Origin of the sequence: Pseudoruegeria sp. SHC-113 (genome assembly GCF_025376885.1) — a bacterium.
In the GTDB taxonomy this organism is placed as follows: domain Bacteria; phylum Pseudomonadota; class Alphaproteobacteria; order Rhodobacterales; family Rhodobacteraceae; genus Pseudoruegeria.
This window is the reverse complement of record NZ_JAHUBR010000001.1, coordinates 1,478,448-1,503,463: the sequence shown is the minus strand read 5'-3', so window position 1 is coordinate 1,503,463 and position 25,016 is coordinate 1,478,448. Positions and strand designations below refer to the sequence as shown.

The 25,016-nt window shown below is 63.2% G+C and carries 22 protein-coding genes and 1 pseudogene; 7 read left to right on the top strand and 16 right to left on the bottom strand.

Features of this window, described 5'->3' with window-relative positions; all coding sequences use genetic code 11:
* Positions 1-14 precede the first annotated feature (14 nt).
* Positions 15-1,967 (top strand): acetate--CoA ligase, encoded by a 1,953-nt coding sequence (gene acs, locus KVX96_RS07455; RefSeq protein ID WP_261193715.1) that lies wholly within the window; start codon positions 15-17, stop codon positions 1,965-1,967.
* Positions 1,968-2,057: 90 nt separating this feature from the next.
* Here acs and KVX96_RS07450 read toward each other — a convergent pair whose 3' ends face one another.
* The 9 genes from KVX96_RS07450 to KVX96_RS07410 all read right to left on the bottom strand — a co-directional run bounded on the left by KVX96_RS07450 (position 2,058) and on the right by KVX96_RS07410 (position 12,202).
* Complete coding sequence (locus KVX96_RS07450; RefSeq protein ID WP_261193713.1) at positions 2,058-3,851, bottom strand: calcium-binding protein; 1,794 nt, start codon at positions 3,849-3,851, stop codon at positions 2,058-2,060.
* A 155-nt stretch (positions 3,852-4,006) separates the two neighbouring features.
* Positions 4,007-4,993: an ABC transporter substrate-binding protein gene (locus KVX96_RS07445; protein ID WP_261193711.1), complete on the bottom strand. Its 987-nt coding sequence runs from the start codon at positions 4,991-4,993 to the stop codon at positions 4,007-4,009.
* Between the two features lie 31 nt (positions 4,994-5,024).
* Positions 5,025-5,870: an ABC transporter permease gene (locus KVX96_RS07440; protein WP_261193710.1), complete on the bottom strand. Its 846-nt coding sequence runs from the start codon at positions 5,868-5,870 to the stop codon at positions 5,025-5,027.
* Positions 5,867-6,730: an ABC transporter permease gene (locus KVX96_RS07435; protein WP_261193709.1), complete on the bottom strand. Its 864-nt coding sequence runs from the start codon at positions 6,728-6,730 to the stop codon at positions 5,867-5,869. Before KVX96_RS07435 ends, KVX96_RS07440 begins: the two co-directional genes overlap by 4 nt.
* Positions 6,731-6,954: 224 nt before the next feature.
* On the bottom strand, positions 6,955-7,740 hold the full coding sequence (locus KVX96_RS07430) for an ABC transporter ATP-binding protein (RefSeq protein WP_409977088.1): 786 nt from the start codon (positions 7,738-7,740) through the stop codon (positions 6,955-6,957).
* A gap of 53 nt (positions 7,741-7,793) precedes the next feature.
* Positions 7,794-9,254, bottom strand: coding sequence for a dihydropyrimidinase (gene hydA / locus KVX96_RS07425; protein WP_261193706.1), 1,461 nt, complete (start codon positions 9,252-9,254; stop codon positions 7,794-7,796).
* Positions 9,255-9,332: 78 nt separating this feature from the next.
* Entirely contained in the window at positions 9,333-9,599 is a 267-nt protein-coding gene (locus KVX96_RS07420; RefSeq protein ID WP_261193705.1) for a hypothetical protein, read from the bottom strand.
* On the bottom strand, positions 9,596-10,846 hold the full coding sequence (locus KVX96_RS07415) for a Zn-dependent hydrolase (protein WP_261193704.1): 1,251 nt from the start codon (positions 10,844-10,846) through the stop codon (positions 9,596-9,598). Before KVX96_RS07415 ends, KVX96_RS07420 begins: the two co-directional genes overlap by 4 nt.
* Before the next feature lie 27 nt (positions 10,847-10,873).
* Positions 10,874-12,202, bottom strand: coding sequence for an aspartate aminotransferase family protein (locus KVX96_RS07410; protein WP_261193703.1), 1,329 nt, complete (start codon positions 12,200-12,202; stop codon positions 10,874-10,876).
* A 277-nt stretch (positions 12,203-12,479) separates the two neighbouring features.
* On the opposite strand from KVX96_RS07410, the gene KVX96_RS07405 reads away from it, so the two are divergent.
* Positions 12,480-13,094 carry a TetR family transcriptional regulator C-terminal domain-containing protein gene (locus KVX96_RS07405; RefSeq protein WP_261193702.1) on the top strand — a complete coding sequence of 205 codons (615 nt, stop codon included), beginning with the start codon at positions 12,480-12,482 and terminating at the stop codon, positions 13,092-13,094.
* A gap of 214 nt (positions 13,095-13,308) precedes the next feature.
* Here the strand turns inward: KVX96_RS07405 and preA are convergent, their stop codons facing one another.
* On the bottom strand, positions 13,309-14,613 hold the full coding sequence (gene preA, locus KVX96_RS07400) for an NAD-dependent dihydropyrimidine dehydrogenase subunit PreA (protein ID WP_261193701.1): 1,305 nt from the start codon (positions 14,611-14,613) through the stop codon (positions 13,309-13,311).
* A gap of 21 nt (positions 14,614-14,634) precedes the next feature.
* Complete coding sequence (locus KVX96_RS07395; RefSeq protein ID WP_261195404.1) at positions 14,635-15,969, bottom strand: NAD(P)-dependent oxidoreductase; 1,335 nt, start codon at positions 15,967-15,969, stop codon at positions 14,635-14,637.
* Positions 15,970-16,257: 288 nt separating this feature from the next.
* Here KVX96_RS07395 and accB point away from each other — a divergent pair, with 288 nt between their 5' ends.
* The 3 genes from accB to aat all read left to right on the top strand — a co-directional run bounded on the left by accB (position 16,258) and on the right by aat (position 18,860).
* Positions 16,258-16,758, top strand: a complete 501-nt coding sequence (accB, locus tag KVX96_RS07390) for an acetyl-CoA carboxylase biotin carboxyl carrier protein (RefSeq protein WP_261193700.1) — start codon at positions 16,258-16,260, stop codon at positions 16,756-16,758.
* 10 nt (positions 16,759-16,768) lie between these two features.
* Complete coding sequence (accC, locus tag KVX96_RS07385) at positions 16,769-18,115, top strand: acetyl-CoA carboxylase biotin carboxylase subunit (protein ID WP_261193699.1); 1,347 nt, start codon at positions 16,769-16,771, stop codon at positions 18,113-18,115.
* A gap of 73 nt (positions 18,116-18,188) precedes the next feature.
* Positions 18,189-18,860, top strand: coding sequence for a leucyl/phenylalanyl-tRNA--protein transferase (gene aat / locus KVX96_RS07380; RefSeq protein WP_409977087.1), 672 nt, complete (start codon positions 18,189-18,191; stop codon positions 18,858-18,860).
* Between the two features lie 13 nt (positions 18,861-18,873).
* Here the strand turns inward: aat and KVX96_RS07375 are convergent.
* From KVX96_RS07375 to KVX96_RS07365, 3 genes and pseudogenes are all read right to left on the bottom strand, one after another.
* Positions 18,874-19,263 (bottom strand): annotated as a pseudogene (locus KVX96_RS07375) (DUF2155 domain-containing protein); the annotation flags it as partial.
* Between the two features lie 53 nt (positions 19,264-19,316).
* Positions 19,317-19,769: an outer membrane lipid asymmetry maintenance protein MlaD gene (gene mlaD, locus KVX96_RS07370; protein ID WP_261195400.1), complete on the bottom strand. Its 453-nt coding sequence runs from the start codon at positions 19,767-19,769 to the stop codon at positions 19,317-19,319.
* A gap of 2 nt (positions 19,770-19,771) precedes the next feature.
* On the bottom strand, positions 19,772-20,146 hold the full coding sequence (locus KVX96_RS07365; protein WP_261193697.1) for an NADH:ubiquinone oxidoreductase subunit NDUFA12: 375 nt from the start codon (positions 20,144-20,146) through the stop codon (positions 19,772-19,774).
* 208 nt (positions 20,147-20,354) lie between these two features.
* Here KVX96_RS07365 and KVX96_RS07360 point away from each other — a divergent pair, with 208 nt between their 5' ends.
* Positions 20,355-20,624 (top strand): hypothetical protein, encoded by a 270-nt coding sequence (locus KVX96_RS07360; RefSeq protein WP_261193695.1) that lies wholly within the window; start codon positions 20,355-20,357, stop codon positions 20,622-20,624.
* 467 nt (positions 20,625-21,091) lie between these two features.
* Positions 21,092-22,630, top strand: coding sequence for a winged helix-turn-helix domain-containing protein (locus KVX96_RS07355; protein WP_261193694.1), 1,539 nt, complete (start codon positions 21,092-21,094; stop codon positions 22,628-22,630).
* Between the two features lie 190 nt (positions 22,631-22,820).
* On the opposite strand, the gene clpX is transcribed toward KVX96_RS07355, so the two are convergent.
* Both clpX and KVX96_RS07345 read right to left on the bottom strand, forming a co-directional pair.
* Complete coding sequence (gene clpX / locus KVX96_RS07350; protein WP_261193693.1) at positions 22,821-24,086, bottom strand: ATP-dependent Clp protease ATP-binding subunit ClpX; 1,266 nt, start codon at positions 24,084-24,086, stop codon at positions 22,821-22,823.
* A 144-nt stretch (positions 24,087-24,230) separates the two neighbouring features.
* A complete protein-coding gene (locus tag KVX96_RS07345; RefSeq protein ID WP_261193692.1) occupies positions 24,231-24,857 on the bottom strand; it encodes an ATP-dependent Clp protease proteolytic subunit in 627 nt (208 codons plus the stop codon).
* Positions 24,858-25,016 lie beyond the last annotated feature (159 nt).

Here is a 25,016-nt window from a genome sequence, read left to right as displayed (position 1 = left end):
TCAGGGAGGACCTCATGACCGAGGCAAAAACCTATGCCCCGAGCGCGGCCTTTGCTGCCAGCGCCCATGCCGACACGGCCAAATACCAAGAGATGTACGCCGCTTCCATCGCCGATCCGGAAGCCTTCTGGGGCGAACACGGCAAGCGGATCGACTGGATCACCCCCTACACGCAGGTGAAGAACACCTCTTTCGCCTTCGGCGGGGTGGACATCCGCTGGTTCGAGGACGGCGTGCTGAACGTCTCGGCCAATTGCATCGACCGCCACCTCGCCACGCGCGGCGATCAGACGGCGATCATCTGGGAGCCGGACGATCCCAAGGCCGAAGCCCAGCACATCACCTATGCCGAACTGCATGAAAACACCTGCCGCATGGCCAATGTGCTGCTGAGCCAGGGCGTGATGCGCGGTGATCGCGTGGTGATTTACCTGCCGATGATCCCCGAAGCCGCCTACGCCATGCTCGCCTGCGCCCGGATCGGCGCGGTGCATTCTATCGTCTTTGCCGGCTTCAGCCCCGATGCGCTCGCCAACCGGGTCAACGATTGCGAGGCCAAGGTGGTGATCACCGCCGACGAAGCCCCGCGCGGCGGCCGCGTGACAGCGCTGAAATCCAACACAGACGCCGCCCTGCTGCATTGCTCCGACAAGGTGCGTTGCTTGGTCGTGAAACACACCGGCGGCCAGACGACATGGATCGAGGGCCGCGACGTGGACGTGAAAGCGCTGATGGCCACGGCCGCGCCCGACTGCCCGCCGCGCCCGATGAATGCCGAAGATCCGCTCTTCATCCTCTACACCTCCGGCTCCACCGGAAAACCCAAAGGCGTGGTGCATTCCTCCGGCGGCTATCTCGTCTATGCCGCGATGACGCACCAATACACCTTCGATTACCACGACGGCGACATCTTCTGGTGCACGGCGGACGTGGGCTGGGTGACCGGCCACAGCTACATCGTCTATGGCCCGCTGGCCAACGGGGCGACGACGCTGATGTTTGAAGGCGTGCCCACCTACCCCGATGCGGGCCGCTTCTGGGCGGTCTGCGAAAAGCACAAGGTGAACCAGTTCTACACTGCCCCCACAGCCATCCGCGCGCTGATGGGGCAAGGGCCGGAGTTCGTCGAGAAATACGATCTGAGCGATCTGAAACTCTTGGGCACCGTGGGCGAGCCGATCAACCCGGAAGCCTGGAACTGGTACAATGACGTCGTCGGCAAGGGCACCCGCCCTATCGTGGACACATGGTGGCAGACCGAAACCGGCGGCCACCTGCTGACCCCGCTGCCCGGCGCAACAGCCACCAAACCCGGCTCCGCCACCCTGCCCTTCTTCGGCGTGGTTCCCGTGATCCTCGATCCGCAAACCGGCGAGGAAATTACCACCACCGAGGCCGAAGGCGTGCTCTGCCTGAAGGACAGCTGGCCGGGCCAGATGCGCACCGTCTACGGCGATCACGAGCGCTTCGAGAAAACCTATTTCTCCGACTACAAAGGCTACTATTTCTCCGGCGACGGCTGCCGCCGCGACAGCGATGGCTACTACTGGATCACGGGCCGCGTGGACGATGTGATCAACGTCTCCGGTCACCGCATGGGCACCGCGGAAGTGGAAAGCGCGCTGGTGGCGCACCCGAAAGTGGCCGAAGCCGCCGTCGTGGGCTACCCGCATGACATCAAGGGGCAAGGCATCTATGCCTATGTCACCCTGATGAACGGGATCGAGCCATCTGAGGAGCTGCGCAAGGAGCTTGAGAAATGGGTGCGCACCGAGATCGGCCCCATCGCCAAGCCCGATCTGATCCAATGGGCGCCGGGCCTGCCGAAAACCCGCTCCGGCAAGATCATGCGCCGCATCCTGCGCAAGATCGCCGAGGATGACTTCGGAGCGCTGGGAGATACATCAACGCTGGCAGAACCTGCGGTGGTGGACGATCTGATCGCCAACCGCATGAACAAAAGCTAACGTTTTCCCCGAGCGCTCCGGCTTAGGCCGGGGCCTCTCTCTCTCGCCGGTGCTTCCCCTGAGGCACCGGCGTTTTTTTTTCCTTAAGCCTCAGACGAACTCGAAATCCGCCGCCGAAAGGCTCGCCACGCCGTCCAACTCGGCCAAGGCCTGCACCGTGGCCTGCCCCGCCGCGAAATCCGCTTGGGAGGCGTAGGAGATATAGAAGAGCGTGCCGCCAGTGAAGGCGAAGGCTGTGTCCGTGGCCGAGGCCAGCCCCAGCGCGGCAACGCTATTTGTGTTGAACACATCGCCAGAGAAAGCCGCGGCCTCGAAACACAGCAGATCCTCGCCGGAGGTGAAATCCCGGATCCTGTCGGCATCCGCCCCCGCAAAACCCGCGATGGGCGCGCCGCTGGCGAGCACCGTGCCGCTGTGATCGGCCAGATCCACGAAGCAGAAGCGATCCGCCCCCAGCCCGCCCGTCAGATCGTCGGACGCACCGCGCCCGGTGAGCCTGTCGTCGCCGTCAAACCCGCGAAAGCGGTTTTCCAGCACATCCCCGGTAAGGCTGTCGTCAAAGAGCGAGCCGTTGACGTTGTGAATCCAGCTCAGCACGTCGCCCTCGGCATGGCCCCCGGTGTTGAGCCCGCCCGAGGTGAAGACCGTCACCCCGGCATCGGAGCCGCGATAGCCCGCCGTGTCGATCCCCGGCCCGCCATGCATGAAATCCGCCCCCGCGCCGCCGATCAACAGATCATCCCCATTGCCACCATCCATGAAATCATTGCCCGCGCCGCCGTACAGGCGGTTGTCGGCATCGCCTGTGACGATGGAATCGTTGAAGGCTGTGCCGATGATCCCCTCGACAGAGATGAAGCTGTCCCCCGTTGCCGCGCCGGAATACTGATCGTTGCGGAAGTTCAGGATCAGCTGCTGGGTCGCGTCTCGGAAAACAGCCATATCAAAGCCTGCGCCGCCGTCGAAATGATCGCCGCCAAGGCCGCCGAACAGCCGGTCATTGCCCCCGCCACCTTCCAGCGTGTCATCGCCGCCAAGGCCCACAAGCCGGTTCGCGCCCGCATCCCCGATCAAGTGGTCATCGAACCCGGAGCCGAGCAGGTTCTCGATATTGGCGAGGGTATCGCCCTGCGCCGCGCCGCCGCTGCCCTGCCCGGTGGCAAGGTTGACCGTCACCCCGGACGCCGAGGCCTTGTACTGCGCCCAATCCTCGCCCGCGCCGCCATCAAGGCTGTCAAACCCGGCCCCGCCGATGAGCCTGTCGTTGCCGCCCATGCCGCGCAGGACGTCGAGCCCGTCGAGCCCGCGCAGACGGTTGCCCCCACCATCGCCAGTGAGGATATCGTTCTGCTGCGAGCCGGTGACGGCTTCGATCCCGCTCAGGATATCGCCCGCCGCATCACCCCCCGAAACCGCGCCGCCCAGATCGACAATCACGCGGAAGACCGAGTCGACATAGGTGACGGTGTCATAGCCATCGCCGCCCCGCAGCACATCCGCCCCGATGCCACCCTGCAGCCTGTCATTGCCCGCGCCGCCCTCCAGCACATCGTTGCCCGCGAGCCCGTGCAGGATATTGCCGCCCGCATCGCCAATCAGCTGATCGGCATAGGCCGAGCCGATCAGCCCCTCGATCGAGACAAACTGATCGCCGATGGCATCGCCCAGAAAGCCCTGCCCGAGCGAGAGATCCACCCAGACGCGCGACAGCGCGTTGCGGTAGGAGGCGAGATCAGTGCCAAGCCCGCCATCCAGCAGATCGCCGCCCGCGCCGCCTTCCAGCTCATCGCGCCCGTCCAGCCCGAAGAGTTGATCCGCCCCGGCCCCGCCCAGCAGCAGATCGCGGCCTCCCGTCCCTGTGAAGATTGCCAAATTCGCGCGCATCGACATGCTCTCGCCCCCGTCTAACTCGTTAACCAATGGGCGGAGGGTACCACGGCTGGCCCGTTGCGCCAAAGCCAGCGGCAAGCGCTTGGGATCACACGCAAAAGGGCGGCCACATCGGGCCGCCCTTCGCGAGTCTGCTTGAAAAGAAGTGGTTACTTCAGCGCGGCATCCGTGATCGCAAGCGTGTAAGCCCCTTCCGGCGCCGCGGAGATCACCGGATCGGAGCCACCCGCGAGCAGCGTCGCCACGGTGCGCTCGTAGTCGGCCGGATCAAGCGCGCCGTTGGAGCCGGCGGTGAGCTTGGCAATCTCACCCATCATGCGCTTCTGGTGTGCCTCGGTCTGGGCACCGGTCTCGTCGTATTCGAGCACGATGTCGGCGGCCTCGTCCGGGTTTTCCTCGGCGTATTTCCAGCCCTTCATGGAGGCGGCCACGAAGCGGGCCAGCTTGTCCACTTCGGCTTCATCGGCGAGCTTCTCTTCCAACACGTAGAGCCCGTCTTCCAGCGTCGCAACGCCCTGCTCTTCGTATTTGAACGTCACCAAATCCTCCGGCGTGAGGCCGGCATCGATGATCTGCCAGTATTCGTTATACGTCATGGTGGAGACGCAATCGGCCTGGCCTTGCAGGATCGGATCCACGTTGAAGCCCTGCTTCAGCACGGTCACCCCGTCGCCGCCATCGGTGGAATAACCGAGCTGGCTCATCCAGCTCAGGAAGGGGAATTCATTGCCGAAGAACCAGACCCCCAGCGTCTTGCCGCCGAAATCCTCCGGCGAGGTGATGCCGGTGTCCTTGCGGCAGGTCAGCATCATGCCGGAAGATTTGAACGGCTGCGCGATGTTGACGAGCGGCAGGCCCTTTTCACGCGCGGCCAGCGCGGCGGGCATCCATTCGACGGTCACATCGGCACCACCGCCTGCGATCACCTGCGTCGGGGCGATGTCGGGGCCGCCGGGCTTGATGGTGACGTTGAGGTCGGCTTCCTCGTAAAAGCCCTTCTCCAGCGCCACGTAGTAGCCCGCGAACTGGGCCTGCGTGACCCATTTGAGCTGCAGCGTCAGATCATCGGCGGCGGATGCGCTGCCAGCGGCGAAAGCAAGCGCGCCGGCGAGCGTGGTGGACAGCAGTTTGTTCATGTTTGAACCTCCTTGTTGATTGTCTTTGTCGTTATCGTCTTTGCGACGGGTGCCAGAAGGTCACCCCCCGCTCTATCAATGCCACGGCACCATAGAAGGCCGAACCGGCCAGCGCCGCAACGGTGATTTCCGCCCAGACCATATCAAGCCCGAGCCGCCCCACCTCGGTGGAAATGCGAAAGCCCATGCCCTTGATGGGAGAGCCGAAGAATTCGGCCACGATCGCGCCGATCAGGGCCAGGGTTGTCGAGATTTTGAGCCCGTTGAAGATGAAGGGCATCGCGGCGGGCAGACGCAGCTTCAGGAGCGTCTGCCAGTAGGAGGCCGAATAGGTGCGCATCAGGTCGCGCTGCATATGGCTGCTTTCCTGCAGGCCCTGCACGCAGTTCACGAGCATCGGGAAGAAGACCATGAGTACCACCACGGCCGCCTTGGACTGCCAGTCGAAGCCGAACCACATCACAAGGATCGGCGCGGTGCCGATGATCGGCATGGCCGCAAGGAAGTTGCCCACCGGCAGGAGCCCGGCCTGAAGGAATTTCGACCTATCAATCAGGATCGCAGTGAGGAAGGCCGCGCCGCAGCCGATCACATAGCCCGAAAGCGCGCCCTTCACAAAGGTCTGCACGAAATCGCCCCAGAGGATCGGCAGGCTCCCGGCGAAAGTGGCCCCGATGGTGCTTGGCGCGGGCAGGATGACCGCTGGCACATTCAGCCCGCGCACCACGCCCTCCCAGACCACAAGGATGGTGACACCCAGGATCAGCGGCACCGCAAGCTTGCCAGCCAGCGTGGTGCTTGCGGGGGAATTGGCGATCCGCACCGCCACCCAGGTGGCTGCGGCCCAGAACAGCAAGGCAAACAGGAGCGCGCTCATCGGGCCATCCCCATCTTCTTAAGGGTGACCTTCTGCGCCACGCCCACAAGGCCCACGAGACAGGCCGCCAGAAGCGCTGCCATGAAGAGCGCCGACCAGATCTGGATCGTCTGGCCGTAATAGCTCCCGGTCAGCATCCGCGCGCCCAGCCCCCGGATCGCGCCCGCGGGCAGTTCCGCCACGATGGCCCCCACGAGCGCAGCCGCGATGGCGACCTTCATCGAGGCAAAGAAGTAGGGCATGGAGCTTGGCAGCCGCAGCTTCCAAAAGACTTCCGTGCGGGAGGCGGAATAGGTCTTCATCAGGTCAAGCTGCATCGCATCCGGCGCGCGCAGCCCCTTCACCATGCCCACGACGACTGGGAAAAAGCTCAAGTAGGCCGAGATGAAAGCCTTGGGCAGAAGCCCCTGAATGCCAACGGAATTCAGCACCACGATGATCATCGGGGCGATGGCGAGGATCGGGATCGTCTGGCTCGCGATGGCCCAGGGCATCACGCTCATGTCCATCGCCCGGCTGTGCACGATCCCCACCGCAAGCAGGATCCCGGCACAGGTGCCGATCAGGAAACCGACAACCGTGGAGGAAAGCGTGATCCAACCATGAAACACCAGCGAGCGCTTGGAGGTGACCTTCTTCTCCACCGTCGTCGCCCAAAGCTCTTTCGCCACCTGATGCGGCGCAGGCAGAACCGGGCGTTCCTGTTGCATGGTGTCGGCGACCACCTCGGAAAAGCTCAACTCGACCCCGGCACGCGCCGCCTGATCGCGGGTCCATTTGGCGTTCATCTGGATCGCGGCCAGATACCAAATGGCCACGATCACCGCCAAAACCGTGAGAACCGCCAGCAGGCTACGCATGCCGCGCCCCCCACTTTGTTCCGCAAATATCCCCGCCGGAGGCAATCGCGCTCAGCGCGATTTTACTTTCATGCCTCCGGCGGTGATATTTTAAGAACAAAGTAACGAAATTCGAGTCAAATTGTCGGTACGGTACAGGCTGGGAAGCCGATGACCGTGAACGAAGTCGGTCCCTCGTTGCCCGCGCTGCACAGGCTGGGTGGCGGGGGGCTGCGTGGCGCGGTTCAGTCATCATAGGCGTGGCCTGCGCGCAGGCCCTCCCGGACGCGGTGGGCGATGTCGAGGAATTCTGGCGTGTCGCGGATGTCGAGCGGGCGCTCTTTGGGCAGGGAGCTTTCGATCACATCGGTGATCCGCCCCGGGCGCGGGGACATGACGACGATCTTGGTGGAGAGATAGACGGCTTCGGGAATCGAATGGGTGACAAAGCCGATGGTTTTCTCGGTGGCGGCCCAGAGCTTGAGAAGTTGCTCGTTGAGGTGGTCGCGCACGATTTCGTCCAGCGCGCCGAAGGGTTCGTCCATCAGCAGGATGTCGGCATCAAAGGCCAGCGCGCGCGCGATGGAGGCGCGCTGCTGCATACCGCCGGAAAGTTGCCAGGGGTATTTCTTCTCAAAGCCTGCAAGATCAACGAGTTGCAGAACGTCCTTCACGCGAGCGGCCTGATCGTCCTTGCTGTAGCCCATGATCTCCAGCGGCAGTTTGATGTTGCCGCCGATGGTGCGCCAAGGGTAGAGGCCCGCGGCCTGAAACACATAGCCATAGGCGCGTTTCTGGCGGGCTTCGTCCGGTGTCATGCCGTTGACGGAGATCTCGCCGCCGGTGGGGTGTTCCAGCGCCGCGATGCATCGCAGGAAGGTTGTCTTGCCGCAGCCCGAGGGGCCGATGAAGGAGACGAACTCCCCTTTGGCAATGTCGAGGCTCACGTCTTTCAGCGCGTGGATGGGGCCGTCGTTCGTCTGGAACGTCAGGTCGAGGTGGTTGGCCCGGATCACAGGGGATTGGCTCACTGTCATTTCCTTCTTGCCGGGAAGGGGCGTGGCCCTTCCCGTTGCGTCCACGCTCAGATCCCGGCCGGGATGTTCTGCGGATCGCGCTTGATCTGGCGCGGGCTGTTGAGCTCTTTCCACTTCGACAGCGCCTGCGTGGCAGAGGCAAAGGGCGGGCGCGGCACGAAGCGGCCCCGACCCGGTTGCGGCTGGCTGTTCTGGCCCCAGGCCCAGATCACATCGCCGCGCGAGAGCGTGTAGCGCGCTTGCGCTTTCACATCGAAGCCCTCGAAGACGTTGTAATCCAGTACCGAGTGGTGGTTCGATGCGCTGATCTTCTTGGAGATCTTCGGATCCCAGACCACGATATCGGCATCCGCCCCTTCCACGATCGCGCCCTTTTTCGGGTAGATATTCAGGATCTTGGCGACGTTTGTTGAGGTTGCGGCGACAAACTCGCTCGGCGTCAGGCGGCCGGTTTCCACGCCTTCCGTCCACAGAACCGCGAGCCGTTCCTCAAGCCCGTTCGAGCCGTTGGGGATGAGGCAGAAATTGTCCTTGCCCATGAGCTTCTGTTCGCTGGTGAATGCGGCGTGATCGGTGGCCACCACCTGCAGCGAGCCCGATTGCAGGCCGGCCCAGAGGCTCGCCTGATGCTCCTTGCCCCGGAAGGGCGGGCTCATCACGCGGCGGGCGGAGTGCATCCAGTCGCCCTTGAAATACTCGCTCTCATCCAGCGTCAGGAACTGGATCAGCGGCTCGCCGTAGATGCGCATGCCTTTCTGGCGCGCGCGGCGGATGGCTTCATGGGCCTGCTCGCAAGACACGTGCACGATGTAGAGCGGCGTGCCCACGGCATCGGCGATCATGATCGCGCGGTTGGCGGCCTCGCCCTCCACTTCCGGCGGGCGGGAATAGGCGTGGCCTTCCGGCCCGGTGATGCCCTTGGCGAGCATCTCCTTCTGCAGAAGATCCACCACATCGCCGTTTTCCGCGTGCACCATGGGCAGCGCGCCCAACTCCTTGCAGCGCTGGAAGGAGGCGAACATCTCGTCGTCCTCCACCATGAGCGCGCCCTTGTAGGCCATGAAATGCTTGAAGCTGTTCACGCCCATCTTCACCGCGTCTTCCATCTCGGCGAAGATGTTCTCGTTCCAGCCCGTGATCGCCATGTGGTAGCCGATGTCGGCGCAGATCTGGGGGGCGGATTTGCGGTGCCATTCGTTGATGGCGTTCCTGATCGAACCATCGGCGCCGGGCAGGCAGAAATCCACGAGCATCGTCGTGCCACCGGCAGCCGCCGCCCATGTGCCGGATTCAAAGGTCTCCGCAGCGGTTGTGCCCATGAAGGGCATCTCTAGGTGGGTGTGTGGATCGATGCCGCCGGGGATCACATAGGCCCCTTCGGCGTCGATATATTCATCGCCCGTCAGATCTTCGCCGATCTGCTTGATCACCTCGCCCTCGATCAGGACGTCGGCCTTCCAGGTGCGATCGGCGGTACAGACGATGCCGCCCTTGATGACTTTGCTCATGGCTCAAATTCCCTGTGGTTGGCGCCGCGCCCTATCTTGGGCGCTGGCGTTTGATCTCAATCGGTTCGCGCCGGATCTTCACCCTTCGACCGGCTTTGGCTCACAGATCCTGCGCCCCTCGCGGAACGGATCCTGGAACGGCGAGAGATAGCCCCGCACGGAGCCTTCCATCATCTCGTAGTAGCAGCCGTCCGCCCCCCGCACGACCTTGGACAGATCCTGCTTGGCCGGCATCAGCGCGCGCGCCTGCGGTGAAATACTGCCCTGCGTGACATCGGGCGCGCGGGCACAGGCGGCCAGCGCGGCAAGGGGGATGAGGGCGAGCAATTTGATGGCGTTGGTCATTCGACGATCTCCGCGGTTTCCACTACGGCATGTAGTAGCACATCCGCGCCCGCCGTGGCCCATTCCTTCGTGATCTCTTCGGCTTCATTGTGCGATAGCCCGTCCACGCAGGGGCACATGATCATCGCCGTGGGGGCGACATCGTTGATCCAGCAGGCATCGTGGCCCGCGCCCGAAATGATGTCCATGTGGGAATAGCCAAGCCGTTCAGCGGCATCGCGCACGGCCTTCACGCAGGCCTCATCGAAGGCGGGCGGATCGAACTGGCCGACGATCTCGGCGGAAAACTCCACGCCGATCTCCTCGCAAAGCTTGGGTGCGCGATCCATCAGCTCGTCCACCATGGCGTTGAGCTTGTCCAGGAGGTGGGTGCGCATGTCGATGGTGAACCCGACCTTGCCGGGGATGATGTTGCGCGAATTGGGGTAGACGTCGATATGGCCGATGGCGCCCACGGCGTTCGGCTGGTTCTTCATCGCGATCTCATGCACCAACTCGGTGATCAGCGCGAGGCCACGGCCTGCGTTCTTGCGCATGTGCATGGGCGTGGAGCCGGTGTGGCTTTCCTTGCCCGTCACGGTGCATTCGATCCAGCGCAAGCCCTGCCCGTGGGTGACGACGCCGATGTCCTTGCCTTCGGCCTCCAGAATCGGGCCCTGTTCGATGTGCAGCTCGAACATGGCATGCATCTTGCGCGCCCCCACCTTCTCATCGCCCTTCCAGCCGATGCGTTCCAACTCATCGCCGAAGCGCTTTCCGGCGGCATCGACGCGATCAAACGCCCAGTCCAGCGTGTGGCGGCCCGTGAAGACGCCCGAGGCCAGCATGGCGGGCGCGTAGCGGGTGCCTTCCTCGTTCGTCCAGTTGGTGACAACGATGGGGTGTTTGGTTTTCACGCCCAGATCATTGAGCGTGCGCACCAGTTCAAGCCCGCCCAGCACACCCAACACGCCGTCGTATTTGCCGCCGGTGGGCTGGGTGTCCAGATGGCTGCCCACGTAGACGGGCAGCGCGTCAGGGTCGGTGCCCTCGCGGCGGGCAAACATATTGCCAATCTCATCCACGCCCATGCTCATCCCGGCGGCTTCGCACCAGCTCTGGAACAGGGCGCGCCCCTCGGCATCCTCGTCGGTCAGCGTCTGGCGATTGTTGCCACCCGCCACGCCGGGGCCGATTTTGGCCATTTCCATCAGGCTGTCCCACAGGCGCTGGCCGTTGATCTTCATATTCTCGCCGGGGGCGGGCATGGGCTGTTCCTTTCGGTCGTCTTGTCTTCAGTCGAGTGTCTTCAGCACGTCTGCAAGCGTGCCAAAGAGCTGATCGATATGGGATTTCTCGATGATCAGCGGCGGCGACATGGCGATGATGTCCCCCGTGGTGCGGATCAACACGCCCTTCTCGTAGCAATCGAGGAAGGCCTGAAAAGCGCGTTTGGTGGGCTCGCCCGCGATGGGCGAAAGCTCCACCGCGCCGATGAGTCCCATATTGCGAATGTCGATCACATGGGGCAGGCCCTTCAGGCTGTGCAGCCCCTCTTCCCAATAGGGAGCCAGCGCGGCGGCGCGTTCAAAGAGCCCCTGCTCGCGGTAGGTTTCCAGCGTCGCCAGACCGGCGGCCGAGGCGATCGGGTTGCCGGAATAGGTGTAGCCGTGGAACAGCTCGATCATGTGCTCGGGGCCCTGCATGAAGGCATCGTGGATCTCGGCCGTGGCCAGCACCGCGCCCATGGGGATCACGCCGTTGGTCAGCCCCTTGGCGCAGGTGATCAGATCCGGCATCACGCCGAAATGCTCCGCCGCGAAGGAGGAGCCGAGCCGCCCGAAGCCGGTGATCACCTCATCGAAAATCAGGATGATGCCGTGTTTCGTGCAGATCTCGCGCAGGCGTTCGAGGTAGCCCTTCGGCGGCAGCAGCACGCCGGTGGAGCCTGCCATCGGCTCCACGATCACGGCGGCGATGGTTTCCGCGCCATGGAGCGCGACGATGCGCTCCAGATCCTCCGCCAGCTCCGCGCCATGTTCGGGCTGGCCGCGCGTGAAGGCGTTCTGCGCGGGCAGATGGGTCGCCGGGAGGTGATCCACGCCGGCCAGCAGCGTGCCGAAATGGCGGCGGTTGTTGACGATGCCGCCCACGGAAATGCCGCCGAAGTTCACGCCGTGATATCCCCGCTCGCGCCCGATCAGCCGGGTGCGGCTGCCCTCGCCGCGCGCGCGGTGATAGGCCAGCGCGATTTTCAGCGCTGTTTCAACGCTTTCGGAGCCAGAATTGGTGAAGAACGCATGTTCAAACGGCTCAGGCGCCATGTCACAGAGCTTGGTGGCCAGCTCAAAAGCCTTGGGGTGGCCCATTTGGAAGGCGGGCGCGTAATCCAGCTCGCCGGCCTGCTGGCGGATCGCCTCCACGATCTTGGGCTGGTTGTGGCCCGCGTTGCAGCACCACAAGCCCGCCGTGCCATCGAGCACCTCGCGGCCATCGCCGGTTTTGTAGAACATGCCGTCAGCGGAGACGAACATGCGCGGGGTTTTCTTGAACTGGCGGTTCGATGTGAAAGGCATCCAGAACGCCGAAAGGTCGTTCGGGGCCGATTTCTGATCCAGTGCCATTGGCAGCTTCCCTGTGGCTTCCCGGCTTCTGTTTTGGCGAACCGGGTGGCGTCCGAAAATGTTTGACCATCTGGTCAAGATCACGCTAGCAGAGATGGGGTGTCAGTCAAGGATTTCGGCGGCTCTTCTGCCTGCCTTTTCCGCAGCCGCCCTTTCCTTGTGCGGGCGGTGATGCGATAGGAAGCGGAGGGCGCCGAAGGGCGGTCACGAATTGGGCAGCGGCAAAAGATCGGCCACGGCCCTGCCCTGAGGTCAGACGGTCGGGAGAGATGCGGCGGTGAGAGACAAGCCCAAGCGCACGCGAATTCAGCAGAAGAACATCGAAACGATTCTCGAAGCCGCCCTGGAGGTCTTCTCGCAGTTCGGCTTTCGCGGCACAACGCTGGATCAGATCGCGCAGACGGCAGGTTTGAGCAAACCGAACCTGCTCTATTACTTCCCCTCCAAGGAGGCGATCCACGTCGAGCTTCTGAGCGAGCTGATGGACACCTGGCTTGATCCGCTGCGGGAGATGGACGCCGACGGCGAGCCGATCCCCGAGATTCTGGATTACGTGGACCGCAAGCTGGAGATGAGCCGGGATTACCCGCGCGAAAGCCGCTTGTTTGCAAACGAGATTTTGCAAGGCGCACCCCGGATCGAAGAGGCCATCAAGGGCGAGTTGAAGGAGCTAGTGGATGAGAAGGCCGCGGTGATTTCCGGCTGGATCTCGGCCGGGAAGATCGCGCCAGTCGACCCTTACCACCTGATTTTCTCGATCTGGTCCCTGACCCAGCATTACGCCGATTTCGAGGTGCAAGTGCAGTGGGTTCTGGCGGATCGAAGCAAAACCAGCTTCGAGGATGCTAAGGCCTATCTGGATCAGCTTTTCACCAAGATGCTGCGGCCCTGACGATTTCCCAAGGACCGGCTTAGCCACACTTCGCCCGGCGGCACGCCGGGCAGCCCCCGACCGCCCCCATCGGGCGGGGGCTTTGCCCCCACCCGGCGGTCTGGCGCTGCCCTCGGGTCTAATGCGCCGCAAAAAGGAGCGGCGCACAAAAAAGCCCCGGCCTGTTACAGCCGGGGCAGGTGGTGCAATCAACGTTTATCGTTGGGGAGAAACCCTATTCGGCGGCCCAGACGGAGGGGTTGTTGGGGTGCGTCTGCCAGTTGCCGTATTCCTCTTTCACCACTTCGCCGGTGCGCGGATCCACCTCGCCTGCCTTCATCGGCACCATGGTGATGCAGCCCTCCACCGGGCAGACGTTGACGCAGAGGTTGCAGGCCACGCATTCATCGTCCTTCACGGTGAAAGTGCGATCTTCGCTCATCGCGATGGCCTGGTGGCTGGTGTCTTCGCAAGCCGCAAAGCAGCGGCCGCATTTGATGCAATCGTCCTGATTGATCGAGGCCTTGGCCACGTAGTTCAGGTTCAGATCCTGCCAGTCCTTCACTTTCGGAACGGCACGGCCCACGACCTCGTCAACCGAAGCGTAACCTTTTTCGTCCATCCATTGGGACAGGCCCGAGATCATCTCCTGCACGATCTTGAAGCCATAGGTCATGGCCGCCGTGCAGACCTGCACGTTGCCCGCGCCCAGCGAGATGAACTCCGCCGCGTCGCGCCATGTGGTGACGCCGCCGATGCCGGAAATCGGGATGTTTGCCGTTTCCGGGTTGCGGGCGATCTCGGCCACCATGTTCAGCGCAATCGGCTTCACCGCCGGGCCGCAATAGCCGCCGTGGGAGCCCTGCCCGTCGATCATCGGCTCCGGGCACATTTCGTCGAGGTTGACCGAGGTGATGGAGTTGATCGTGTTGATCAGGCTCACCGCATCGGCCCCACCGCGCGTGGCGGCCTCGGCCGGTTTGCGGATGTCGGTGATGTTGGGGGTGAGCTTCACGATGCAGGGCATACGGCTGTTCTGCTTCACCCAGCGCGTGACCATCTCGATATACTCGGGCACCTGCCCCACGGCAGAGCCCATGCCGCGCTCCGCCATGCCGTGCGGGCAGCCGAAGTTCAGCTCGACGCCATCCGCGCCCGTTTCCTCCACCAGCGGCAGGATGGCTTTCCACGCGGCTTCCTCGCAGGGCACCATGAGCGACACCACCAGCGCGCGGTCCGGGTAATCGCGCTTCACCGATTTGATCTCGCGCAGGTTCACCTCCAGCGGGCGGTCGGTGATCAACTCGATGTTGTTGAGCCCCAGCAGGCGGCGGTCCGCCCCCCAGATTGCGCCGTAGCGCGGGCCGTTGACGTTGACGACGGGCGGGCCTTCCGCGCCCAGCGTCTTCCAGACGACCCCGCCCCAGCCCGCCTCAAAGGCGCGGCGGACATTGTATTCCTTGTCGGTCGGCGGCGCGGAGGCGAGCCAGAAGGGGTTAGGGGATTTGATCCCGACGAAATTGCTTGAAAGGTCTGCCATTTGGGTGTCCTTCCCTATGCGTTACGCGCCAAGCGCGGCGTGGATGGCTTCGGCGGCGTCGCGCCCCTCGGCTACGGCTGTTACGGTGAGATCATCGCCCCCGGTGGCGCAATCGCCGCCGGCCCAGACGCCGGGCAGGCTTGTCTGGCCCGCGCCCGTCACGGCGATCTTGCCGCCGGAGAGCTCCAGCCCAGCCGGAGCACCTTCAAGCGTCTGGCCGATGGCCTTGAACACCTGATCTGCGGACAAGCGCAGGGTTTCGCCGGTGCCTTTCAGCCCCTCCGGCGTCTGCTGCGTGTACTCAAGCTCAATCTCCACGGCGCTGCCATTGCCGTGAATCGCCTTGGGTTGCACGTTCTCAAGGATGCGCACGCCCTTGGAGGCCGCGAGATCCTGCTCGAACTTGGACGCGCCCATGCGGTCGCGGCCACGGCGGTAAGCGATGGTCACGTTTTCCGCCCCCAAGAGCTTGGATTGCACGGCGGCGTCCACGGCTGTCATACCGCCGCCGATCACCACCACGTTGCGGCCCACGGGCAGCGCAGACAGATCCTTGGCCTGCCGCAGCCCGGCGATGAAGGACACGGCGTCTTCCACGCCACCCTTGTCTTCGCCTTCCGCGCGCAGGGCGTTCACGCCTGCGAGGCCGATCCCGAGGAACACCGCGTCGAACTCTTCGCGCAGGGCGTCGATGGACAGCGCCGCGCCGAGCGCCTTGCCGGTTTCCATGCGGATGCCGCCGATCTGCAGCAGCCAGGAGACTTCGCGCTCGGCGAAGTGATCCACCGATTTATAGGCGGCGATGCCGTATTCGTTCAGCCCGCCGGGCTTTTCGCGCGCATCATAGAGCGTGACCTCATGGCCATGCATCGCGAGCCGGTGCGCGGCCGCAAGCCCCGCCGGCCCTGCCCCCACCACGGCCACGCGCTTGCCAGTGGCCTCGGCGCGCTGGAAGGGATGGATGCCTTTGGCCATCAGCGTATCGGTTGCGTAGCGCTGCAACTGGCCAATGATCACCGGCTTGCCCTCGGCAACCTCGCGCACGCAGACCTCTTCGCAGAGCGTTTCCGTGGGGCAGACGCGGGCGCACATGCCGCCAAGGATGTTCTGATCGAAGATGGTTTTCGCCGCCGCTTCCGGCGTGCCGGTGGCGATCTGCCGGATGAAGAGCGGAATGTCGATGCTCGTCGGGCAGGCCGTCATGCAGGGCGCATCATGGCAAAAATAGCAGCGGTCCGCCGCGACCTGCGCCTCATGGGCATCAAGCGGCGCGTGCAGATCCGAGAAGTTCTCGGCGTAGGATTCGGCAGGCAAGCGCCCGGCGGCAATGCCGGGGGTCATCTGGCTGTTGGGCATCATGGCCTCTCTGCTGGACGTTTTTTCTTTCGGTCAGCGTGGCACAGGTCAATTTTTTTATCAAATGGTAAATTTTCAGAAATCGCGGCGCTTTAGCCTGCACACCAGCATTTGTGCACCGTTGAGAGGCAGGCGCATAGTTTTTCAGCACCGCTTGTCCGGGGCTGCGCTTTGCCTGTTGGCAAGAAAACTCGGATGCGCCACTTTTCCCTGCGAGTGACGTAGCGTATAACCCGCCTAGCTCAGGGCAAGCCTGCTTGAGACAGGCGCCAGACCATCGAGGACGGCATGACAGAAAACAAATACGAAAGCGACGTGGCCTTCATCAAGGCGCTCGCCGAACTTCTCAACGCAAACGACCTGACCGAGATCGAGGTCATGCGCGAATACGGCGAGGACGACAGCCTCAATGTCCGCGTGAGCAAGACGGTGGAAACCGTCACTTACGCCGCGCCCGCCCCGGTGGCCGCTGCCCCCGCTGCTGCGCCTGTCGCAAGCGCGGCCCCCGCAGCCGCCGCCGCACCGGCTGCTGCGCCCGAAGATCCCGCCGCCCACCCCGGCGCGGTGACCTCGCCGATGGTTGGCACAGCCTATCTCTCGCCCGAGCCGGGCGCGGCCGCTTTCATCGCCGTTGGCGCCAGCGTCAAAGAAGGCGACACGCTGCTGATCGTGGAAGCCATGAAGACCATGAACCACATCCCGGCCCCGGCCTCTGGCACCGTCAAGCGGATCCTCGTCGGCGACGGCGACGCCGTGGAATTCGGCCAGCCGCTCGTGATCCTCGAATAAGGCCGGTGGCATGTTCGAAAAAATCCTGATCGCAAACCGGGGCGAGATCGCGCTGCGCGTGATCCGCGCCTGCCGGGAGATGGGCATCCAGTCCGTCGCCGTGCATTCCACCGCCGACAGCGACGCGATGCATGTGCGCATGGCCGATGAGGCCGTCTGCATCGGCCCGCCGCCCTCCGGCGAAAGCTACCTCAACATCGCCTCGATCATCGCCGCCGCCGAAATCACCGGCGCGCAGGCGATCCATCCGGGCTACGGCTTCCTGTCGGAAAACGCCGCCTTCGTGCAGGCGCTGGAAGATCACGACATCACCTTCATCGGCCCCACTGCCGAGCATATCCGCATCATGGGCGACAAGATCACCGCCAAGGATACGATGAAGAAGCTTGGCGTGCCTTGTGTGCCCGGCTCCGATGGCGGCGTGCCCGATTACGAGACGGCCAAGAAAGTCTCCGCCGAGATCGGCTACCCGGTGATCATCAAGGCCACCGCCGGTGGCGGCGGGCGCGGCATGAAGCTTGCGCGCACCGAAGCCGATCTGGAAACCGCCTTCCGCACCGCACGGGCCGAAGGCAAGGCCGCGTTCGGCAACGATGAAGTCTACATCGAGAAATACCTCGGCAAGCCGCGCCACATCGAGGTGCAGGTCTTTGGCGATGGCAAGGGCAACGCTGTCCATCTGGGCGAGCGCGATTGCTCCCTGCAGCGCCGCCACCAGAAGGTGTTTGAAGAGGCTCCCGGCCCCGTCATCACGCCTGAGCTGCGCGACCAGATCGGCAAGACCTGTGCCGACGCCGTGGCCCGCATCAACTACATCGGCGCGGGCACCATCGAGTTCCTCTATGAAGACGGCGAGTTCTATTTCATCGAGATGAACACACGCCTGCAGGTGGAGCACCCGGTGACGGAATCGATCTTCGGCGTGGATCTCGTGCGCGAGCAGATCCGCGTGGCCGAGGGGCTGCCGATGTCCTTCACGCAGGACGATCTGGTGATCAACGGCCACTCGATCGAGGTGCGCATCAACGCCGAGCGCCTGCCCAACTTCTCCCCCTGCCCCGGCAAGGTCACGGCCTATCACGCGCCGGGCGGCCTTGGGGTGCGGATGGATTCGGCGCTCTACGATGGCTATTCCATCCCGCCCTTCTACGACAGCCTGATCGGCAAGCTGATCGTCTCGGGCCGGGATCGCCCTGAGGCGCTCGCCCGCCTCAAGCGCGCACTGAGCGAGATGATCATCGACGGGATCGACACCACGCTGCCGCTGTTTTCGATGCTGCTGGAGGAAGAGGCCGTGCAAACCGGCGCCTATGACATCCACTGGCTGGAAAAATGGCTCGCTGCCAATATGAGCTGACGGAGCGCCCCCGCCGCGCAGGCGGGGGCCTTCCCCCGAAGCTTCCCCCCAAGCTTTCCCTGACGAGGCCCTGATGGATCTCGCCCTCACCCCCGAATTGCTGCTGCAGGCCTATGCCAACGGGATCTTCCCGATGGCGGAATCGCGCGACGACCCCGAGATCTTCTGGCTCGATCCCGAGCGGCGCGGGGTGTTTGATCTGGACCGCTTCCACATCTCCCGCAGCCTCGCACGCCGCATTCGGTCAGGCGTGTTCGAGATCAGCTTCGATACGGATTTCGCGGGCGTGCTCGACGGTTGCGCCGACCGGCCCGAAACCTGGATCAGCACCCGCATCCGCCGCCTCTACATCGCCCTGCACCGCCACGGCTTCGCCCATGCGGTGGAGGTCCGGCACGAGGGCGCGCTGGTGGGCGGGGTTTATGGCGTGGCACTGAAAGGGGCGTTCTTCGGTGAGAGCATGTTTTCGCGCCAGACCGATGCCTCCAAAGTGGCGCTCGCCTATCTGGTGGACCGTCTGCGCGCCGGGGGGTTTACCCTGTTTGACACCCAGTTCCTGACGCCACACCTCGCGAGCCTCGGCGCGCAGGAAATCTCCCGCGCCGCCTACAAGCAGCGGCTTACGGCCGCTCTGCAGGTGCCGGCGGCGGCCTTTGACCGGCAGAAGGCTGTTCCGGCGCCCGCTGCGCTCCTTGCGCGCACCGCAGAAGCCAGACGTCATAGCGCGGGTGATCCAGCGCGTTGAGCGCCGGAGCCGAGGCGATCATCCAGCCGTCGAACACGTCTTTCTCAAGCACATCATCGCGCACGGTCACATGGCCATAGGCATCGCCCGTGGGGTTGTCGGCAGGCACGCGGCATTCCGACAGCGCCACCTCGATGCGCCCGAAGGCCACGCGGCTGCCGTTGGCCAGTTCCAGATCCTCGGTGGTGCCGTCGACCTTGTCGAGCGCGCGCAGCACGCCGCCCGGCGTCGGGCTCACCTTCTCGCGGTTGTCGATCTCGATCAGGCGGATCGTGTCGTCGATGATCAGGCTGATGCCATCACCGAAACCTTCGCCATCCAGCGGGCTTTCGATGATCTCGCCGTTGGGATTGGCCCCCGGCTGCTCCTCGGGCAGCAGCCCGAAAGTCTGGGCCTGCGCCATCAGCGGCGCGGCCAGCGCGGCGGCCAGCAGCGCGGATTTCACATGTTTGGCCATCATTCGCCTTCGCCTGTCACGAATTTCAGCAGGAGGGAGACAAGGCTCACCGCCCCCTGCGTGTCCAGCACCTCGTCGCCGGGTGCGAATGCGAAGGGCGAGCCGCCAGGCACGACCTCCACGAAGTTGCCGCCCAGAAGCCCTTCGGAGGCGATCACGGCGGCGCTGTCGTCGGGGATCTCGATCCCGTCCTGAATGGTGAAGGTCGCGTCGGCGCGGAAGGTTTCGGGGTTCAGCTGCAGGGCTGTTACCGTGCCCACCTTCACGCCCGCCAGCCGCACATCGGTGCCCACCGTCACCCCTTCGGCGGAGCGAAAGCTGGCAGAAAGCGGATAAGCCCCCTCACCGCCGCCCGCGCCAAGACCGGTGACCTGGGAGGTGTAAAGCAGGAAGCCCGCGGCCACCGCCACGACACCTGCCCCCACCAGAGTTTCTGTCAGGTTTTCAGCCATGCTCACTCAGGTTGCCAGGCTTCGTAATCCTTGCGCGCCACCGGCTGCGGCTGCCGCAGGCTGCCCGCCGGGGCATAGGCCAGTGCGGAGCCTGTCAGGTTCTCCTGATGCGGCTTTTCCCAGGGCTTATGCGCCAGCGGCTTCTCGCTGGGAGTTTCGTCCCATGTGAAATGCAGCCAGCCGTGCCAGTCGGGCGAAACGCGCGAGGCTTCGATCTCACCGTTGTAGACGACCCAGCGGCGCTTGCCGTCGCGCGTGGTGTAAAAGACGTTGCCCTGATCGTCCTCGCCCACCTTCACCCCTTTGCGCGCGGTGAAGATCTGCGTGCCCAGCGTGGAGCCGTTCCACCAGGTGAGAAGACGAAGAAAGAAGTTCATGGCACCCTCCGGTTTCCTTCCCTTTCATATGACCGATGTGCGCCACCACGTCCAGAGCCGCGTAAGGATCGCGGCGGAGCGCCGCTGCCTCTGAGGGGCCACCACGGGAGCGCTGCCTGCCGGCTGCCCCGGAAGTCCTTGAAAGATTTCCCTTTGCCTGAGCGGGCGCATCCCCCAGTATGGCGCGTGAAGCCAAAGGAGGCAGATCTTGCTCTATGCGATTTTCGTCCTGCTGATCGTCGGTTTTCCCGCCGGCTACGGTGCCTACGCGCTGACCCATTCCCGCGAACCCAAAGAGCGCGAGCTGGGCGGCTTCCTGCTGCTCTACGCGCTGGCGCTGGCGGGGGGCTATTACTTCTTCCTGCCCGAAGGAAAGACAATGGCCGCACGCCATACGTTCAACGTGCCCGTCGTGATCGGGCTGAGCCTGTTCGTGGGGCTTGCAACGGGCCTCTACAAAAACTTCCGCAGCCGCTGAGGGCGGCGTGGCCCTCAAGAAAGAAGCCCGAAATCATCGGTTTCTTGGACGACCCACATCGTATTCGGGGAGCAGGGCATCAGGGTTTTGCCTGTTGGCCACCGAGCCCGCAAAGGCGACATACGGCCAACCCAGCTGGCCAGAACACTATTGCCGGCTGAAAGTTACAGACGCCGCGGCCCAAGCCCTGGAGAGAAGCCAAACGACGAAAGCCGAGACCAAGCTCGCGCCAAACCGGGATTGGTCCGAGTGGGCGGCTCTGATACGCCGCTCTGCGATCTGCGTTGCGTTCATGAAGATTTGATCCTCTGAATAGGCCATGATCTTTCCTCCCAAGTCTGTGTGGTTGAATCTGTGAGACCAGTCTCCCACGCTGGGCGCGTGAATCCTTGTGGGTCACGTCCGGGAACCATCCGGAGTTGTCCATTTCTCTTGAGATTTCACCGCAAGTCCGACCATTGTCGGTCATGGCGACAGACACCATCACATTCGGGGACTGCCAGCTTGATCTTTCCAGCGGCGAACTGCGTCGCTCCGGAGGAGTGGTTGCGCTTGAGCCTATTGCGTTCGAGTTGATCGTTTTCCTCGCGTCTCGCCCGGGGGAGTTGGTGACGAAGGATGCGTTGGTGGAGGGGGTTTGGGGCGGTCGCGCCATATCGGACTCCGCGATTTCGAGCTGCGTTGCAGCCGCTCGGGCCGCAATCGGGGACTCCGGTGCGATGCAGCGCTACATCAAGACCGTGCCACGGCGCGGCTTTCGGTTCGTCGCGAGGGCTGAAAAACCGCGTTCGACGCCCTTGCCTGTGCCGGACCTGAAAGCCAAACCATCCATCGCCGTCTTGCCGTTTACAAATATGTCGGGCGATCCCGAGCGGGCGTATTTCTCGGACGGCATCACGGGTGACATCATTACCGACCTGTCGCGCTACAATGAGCTGTTTGTGATCGCTCGCCACTCAAGTTTCGCCTATCGCGACGCTGAAAAATCCAGTCGTGAAATCGCAAGCGAACTGGGCGTTCAGTATCTCGTCGAAGGTTCGGTCCAGAGGGCGGCCGAAAGAATACGGGTCAACGTGCGCCTGATTGACCCCAGTACCGCCAACGAGATCTGGGCAGAGCGCTACAATCGTGAAGCCGCGGATATTTTCGAGGTGCAGGACGAAATCACCGCGATGATCGTCAATCGGCTGGTTGGTCAGATAGAACGACGGCACCAAAGGAATGCAGCATCTGGCCGGGAAACCGGTTTGAGCGCATACGACTACATCCTGAGGGCGCAGCAGAGCATTTTTGACGTTGGTCGCGAAAACAACCAACGCGCGCTGAGCGATGTTCAGAAAGCTCTCGAAATTGACCCCACGAACGCACGGGCACACGCCTTATTGGGATGGCACTACATAACCGAGGCAACCAACTCGTGGGGAATGGACCCCAACGAAGCCTATCAAAACGCATGGGACTGCGCCCTATACGCAACCTCTGCCAACGATGACGAGCCGTTCGGCTTCGTCGTGCTCGCGTGGGTCTACTTGTGGAGAGACAGACTTTTTGACCGGGCTTTGGTGGAACTACAGAAGGCGTGCGATATGAATCCGTCGAACGCTGCCTACAGAAGCTATCTCGCCTTTGCGCAAATTTACGCTGGTAAGCATGAAGCTGGAAAGGCAAACCTTGAAGGCGCCATGCAGCTGAACCCGCATTTTCCTGTGCTTTATGATGTTCATTACATGCGGGCGCTTTTCCATCTGCATGACAGCAAAGCAGCGCTTGCTCACGCTGTGCGGGTCCGATCGCACATGCCCCAAGCCAGCAATGCTCTTTCTCTTGCCGCTGCGATCTTTGCATCATTGGGAATGGACGATGACGCGAGGCAGGTCGTCGATCGGATCAAGCAGGTGAGCCCTGACTTCACGCGCGCGTTTGTTCGACGACACCTTCCGTACCGGAAAGCGTCAGATCAAGAGTATTTCCTGGAGATGTTGGAAGCGGCTGGTTTGCCTGAGTAGGTCTGAAAGCGTACTTCACCCACAAAGCGATTTCAGATCCCTTTTCAAGAACAAGACACCCTCCCGAAGGAAACGGCGGTAGAAGGCTTCTCGAAAGACCATCGGAAGCACGGCGCAGCTGCAACCGTTCAATACCTAAAGCTGGGCTGCGGAACAGCCCAACCCTGCTTGCTTGTGGTTTTGAAAACGCTCAGCTCGCGCTGGCTTCCTCGCCTTTTTCCGGCTCGTAGTAGGCCAGCAGCGGGGCGGCGTCGCTCGTGACGGCCTCTTCGTTCACCACGACCTTCTCCACGTTGTCCATGCCCGGCAGGTCGAACATCGTGTCGAGCAGGATGTCCTCCATGATGGAGCGCAGGCCGCGTGCGCCCGTCTTGCGTTCGATCGCGCGTTTGGCGATGGCGCGCAGGGCGTCGTCGGTGAAGGTCAGTTCGGCGTCTTCCAGCTCGAACAGGCGCTGGTATTGTTTCACCAGCGCGTTCTTCGGGCCGGTGAGGATGGTGACAAGCGCGTCCTCGTCCAGATCCTCCAGCGTGGCGATCACGGGCAAACGGCCCACGAATTCCGGGATCAGGCCGAATTTCAGCAGATCCTCGGGCTCCAGCGATTTGAAGTGCTCGCCCACGGTTTTCTGGCTCTCGTCGCGCACATCGGCGCCAAAGCCCATGGCAGAGCCCTTGCCGCGCTGCGCGATGATCTTGTCGAGCCCGGCAAAGGCGCCGCCGCAGATGAAGAGGATGTTCGTCGTGTCCACCTGCAGGAATTCCTGCTGCGGATGCTTGCGCCCGCCCTGCGGCGGCACGGAGGCCACGGTGCCTTCCATGATCTTCAGCAGCGCCTGCTGCACGCCCTCGCCCGAGACGTCGCGGGTGATCGAGGGGTTGTCGGACTTGCGGGTGATCTTGTCGACCTCGTCGATGTAGACGATGCCGCGCTGCGCGCGCTCCACGTTGTATTCCGACGCCTGCAGCAGCTTGAGGATGATGTTCTCCACATCCTCGCCCACGTAGCCGGCTTCGGTCAGGGTGGTGGCGTCGGCCATGGTGAAGGGCACATCAAGGATGCGCGCCAGCGTCTGGGCCAGCAGCGTCTTGCCGCAGCCGGTGGGGCCGATCAGCAGGATGTTGGATTTCGCCAGTTCGATATCGGTTTTGCCGGAGTGGTTGAGGCGCTTGTAGTGGTTGTGCACCGCCACAGAAAGCACGCGCTTGGCGTGGGCCTGACCGATCACGTAGTCATCAAGCACATTGCAGATGTCTTTCGGGGTCGGCACACCGTCGGTGGATTTCAGCCCGGAAGATTTTGTCTCCTCCCGGATGATATCCATGCACAACTCGACGCATTCATCGCAGATGAACACCGTCGGCCCTGCGATCAGCTTGCGCACCTCGTGCTGGCTCTTGCCGCAGAAAGAGCAGTAAAGGGTGTTTTTGCCGTCGCCGCTTGCGTTGTTCGCCATGTGCTTTCCTCTGGGCCCGCTGGCCCGTTGCCGCCCCTTTGGGGCGCTTTCCTGCGCTTTGCAGCCAACTCTAGGCCAGCCTCCGGGTATCCACAACGGCAAAAACGCATCGCTAATCTGCGCTTTTGCCGCTGCGCAGGCGGCTTAGGAGTCGCCCTCTTTCACGCGGTTTTCCACGATCTCGTCCACGAGGCCCCAGTCTTTGGCTTCCTCGGCGGACATGAAGTTATCCCGTTCCAGCGCCTCTTCCACGGCCTTCAGCTTCTGGCCGGTATGCTTCACGTAGATGCCGTTCAGGCGGTCCTTCAGCTTCTGGGTTTCGCGGGCGTGGATCATGATGTCCGTCGCCTGGCCCTGATAGCCGCCGGAGGGCTGGTGCACCATGATGCGCGAGTTGGGCAGCGAGAAGCGCATGCCCGGCGCACCGGCGGCCAAGAGCAGCGAACCCATGGAAGCCGCCTGACCGACGCAGAGCGTGGAGACCTTCGGCTTGATGTATTGCATCGTGTCGTAGATCGAGAGGCCCGATGTCACAACGCCGCCGGGGCTGTTGATATACATCGAGATTTCCTTGCTCGGGTTTTCCGCCTCAAGGTGCAGAAGCTGCGCCACGATGAGCGAGGACATGCCGTCGTGCACAGGGCCCGACAGGAAGATGATCCGCTCCTTCAGAAGGCGCGAGAAGATGTCATAGGCCCGTTCGCCGCGGCTCGTTTGCTCAACGACCATGGGCACGAGGGTGTTCATGTAGAATTCGTGGGGATCTCTCATTCTCTTCGCCTGCCTGCTGCTTGTCGCGATGATGCGCGATGGGTCACTACCAGAGTCTTAGTGTCGCGCTCTGGGGGCTGCAAGGGGGGCAGGCATTTGTGCGGGGGTGAGGGATTTAGGACCACCACAAAAACGGTCGGCTGACGCTTTTACTTTTGC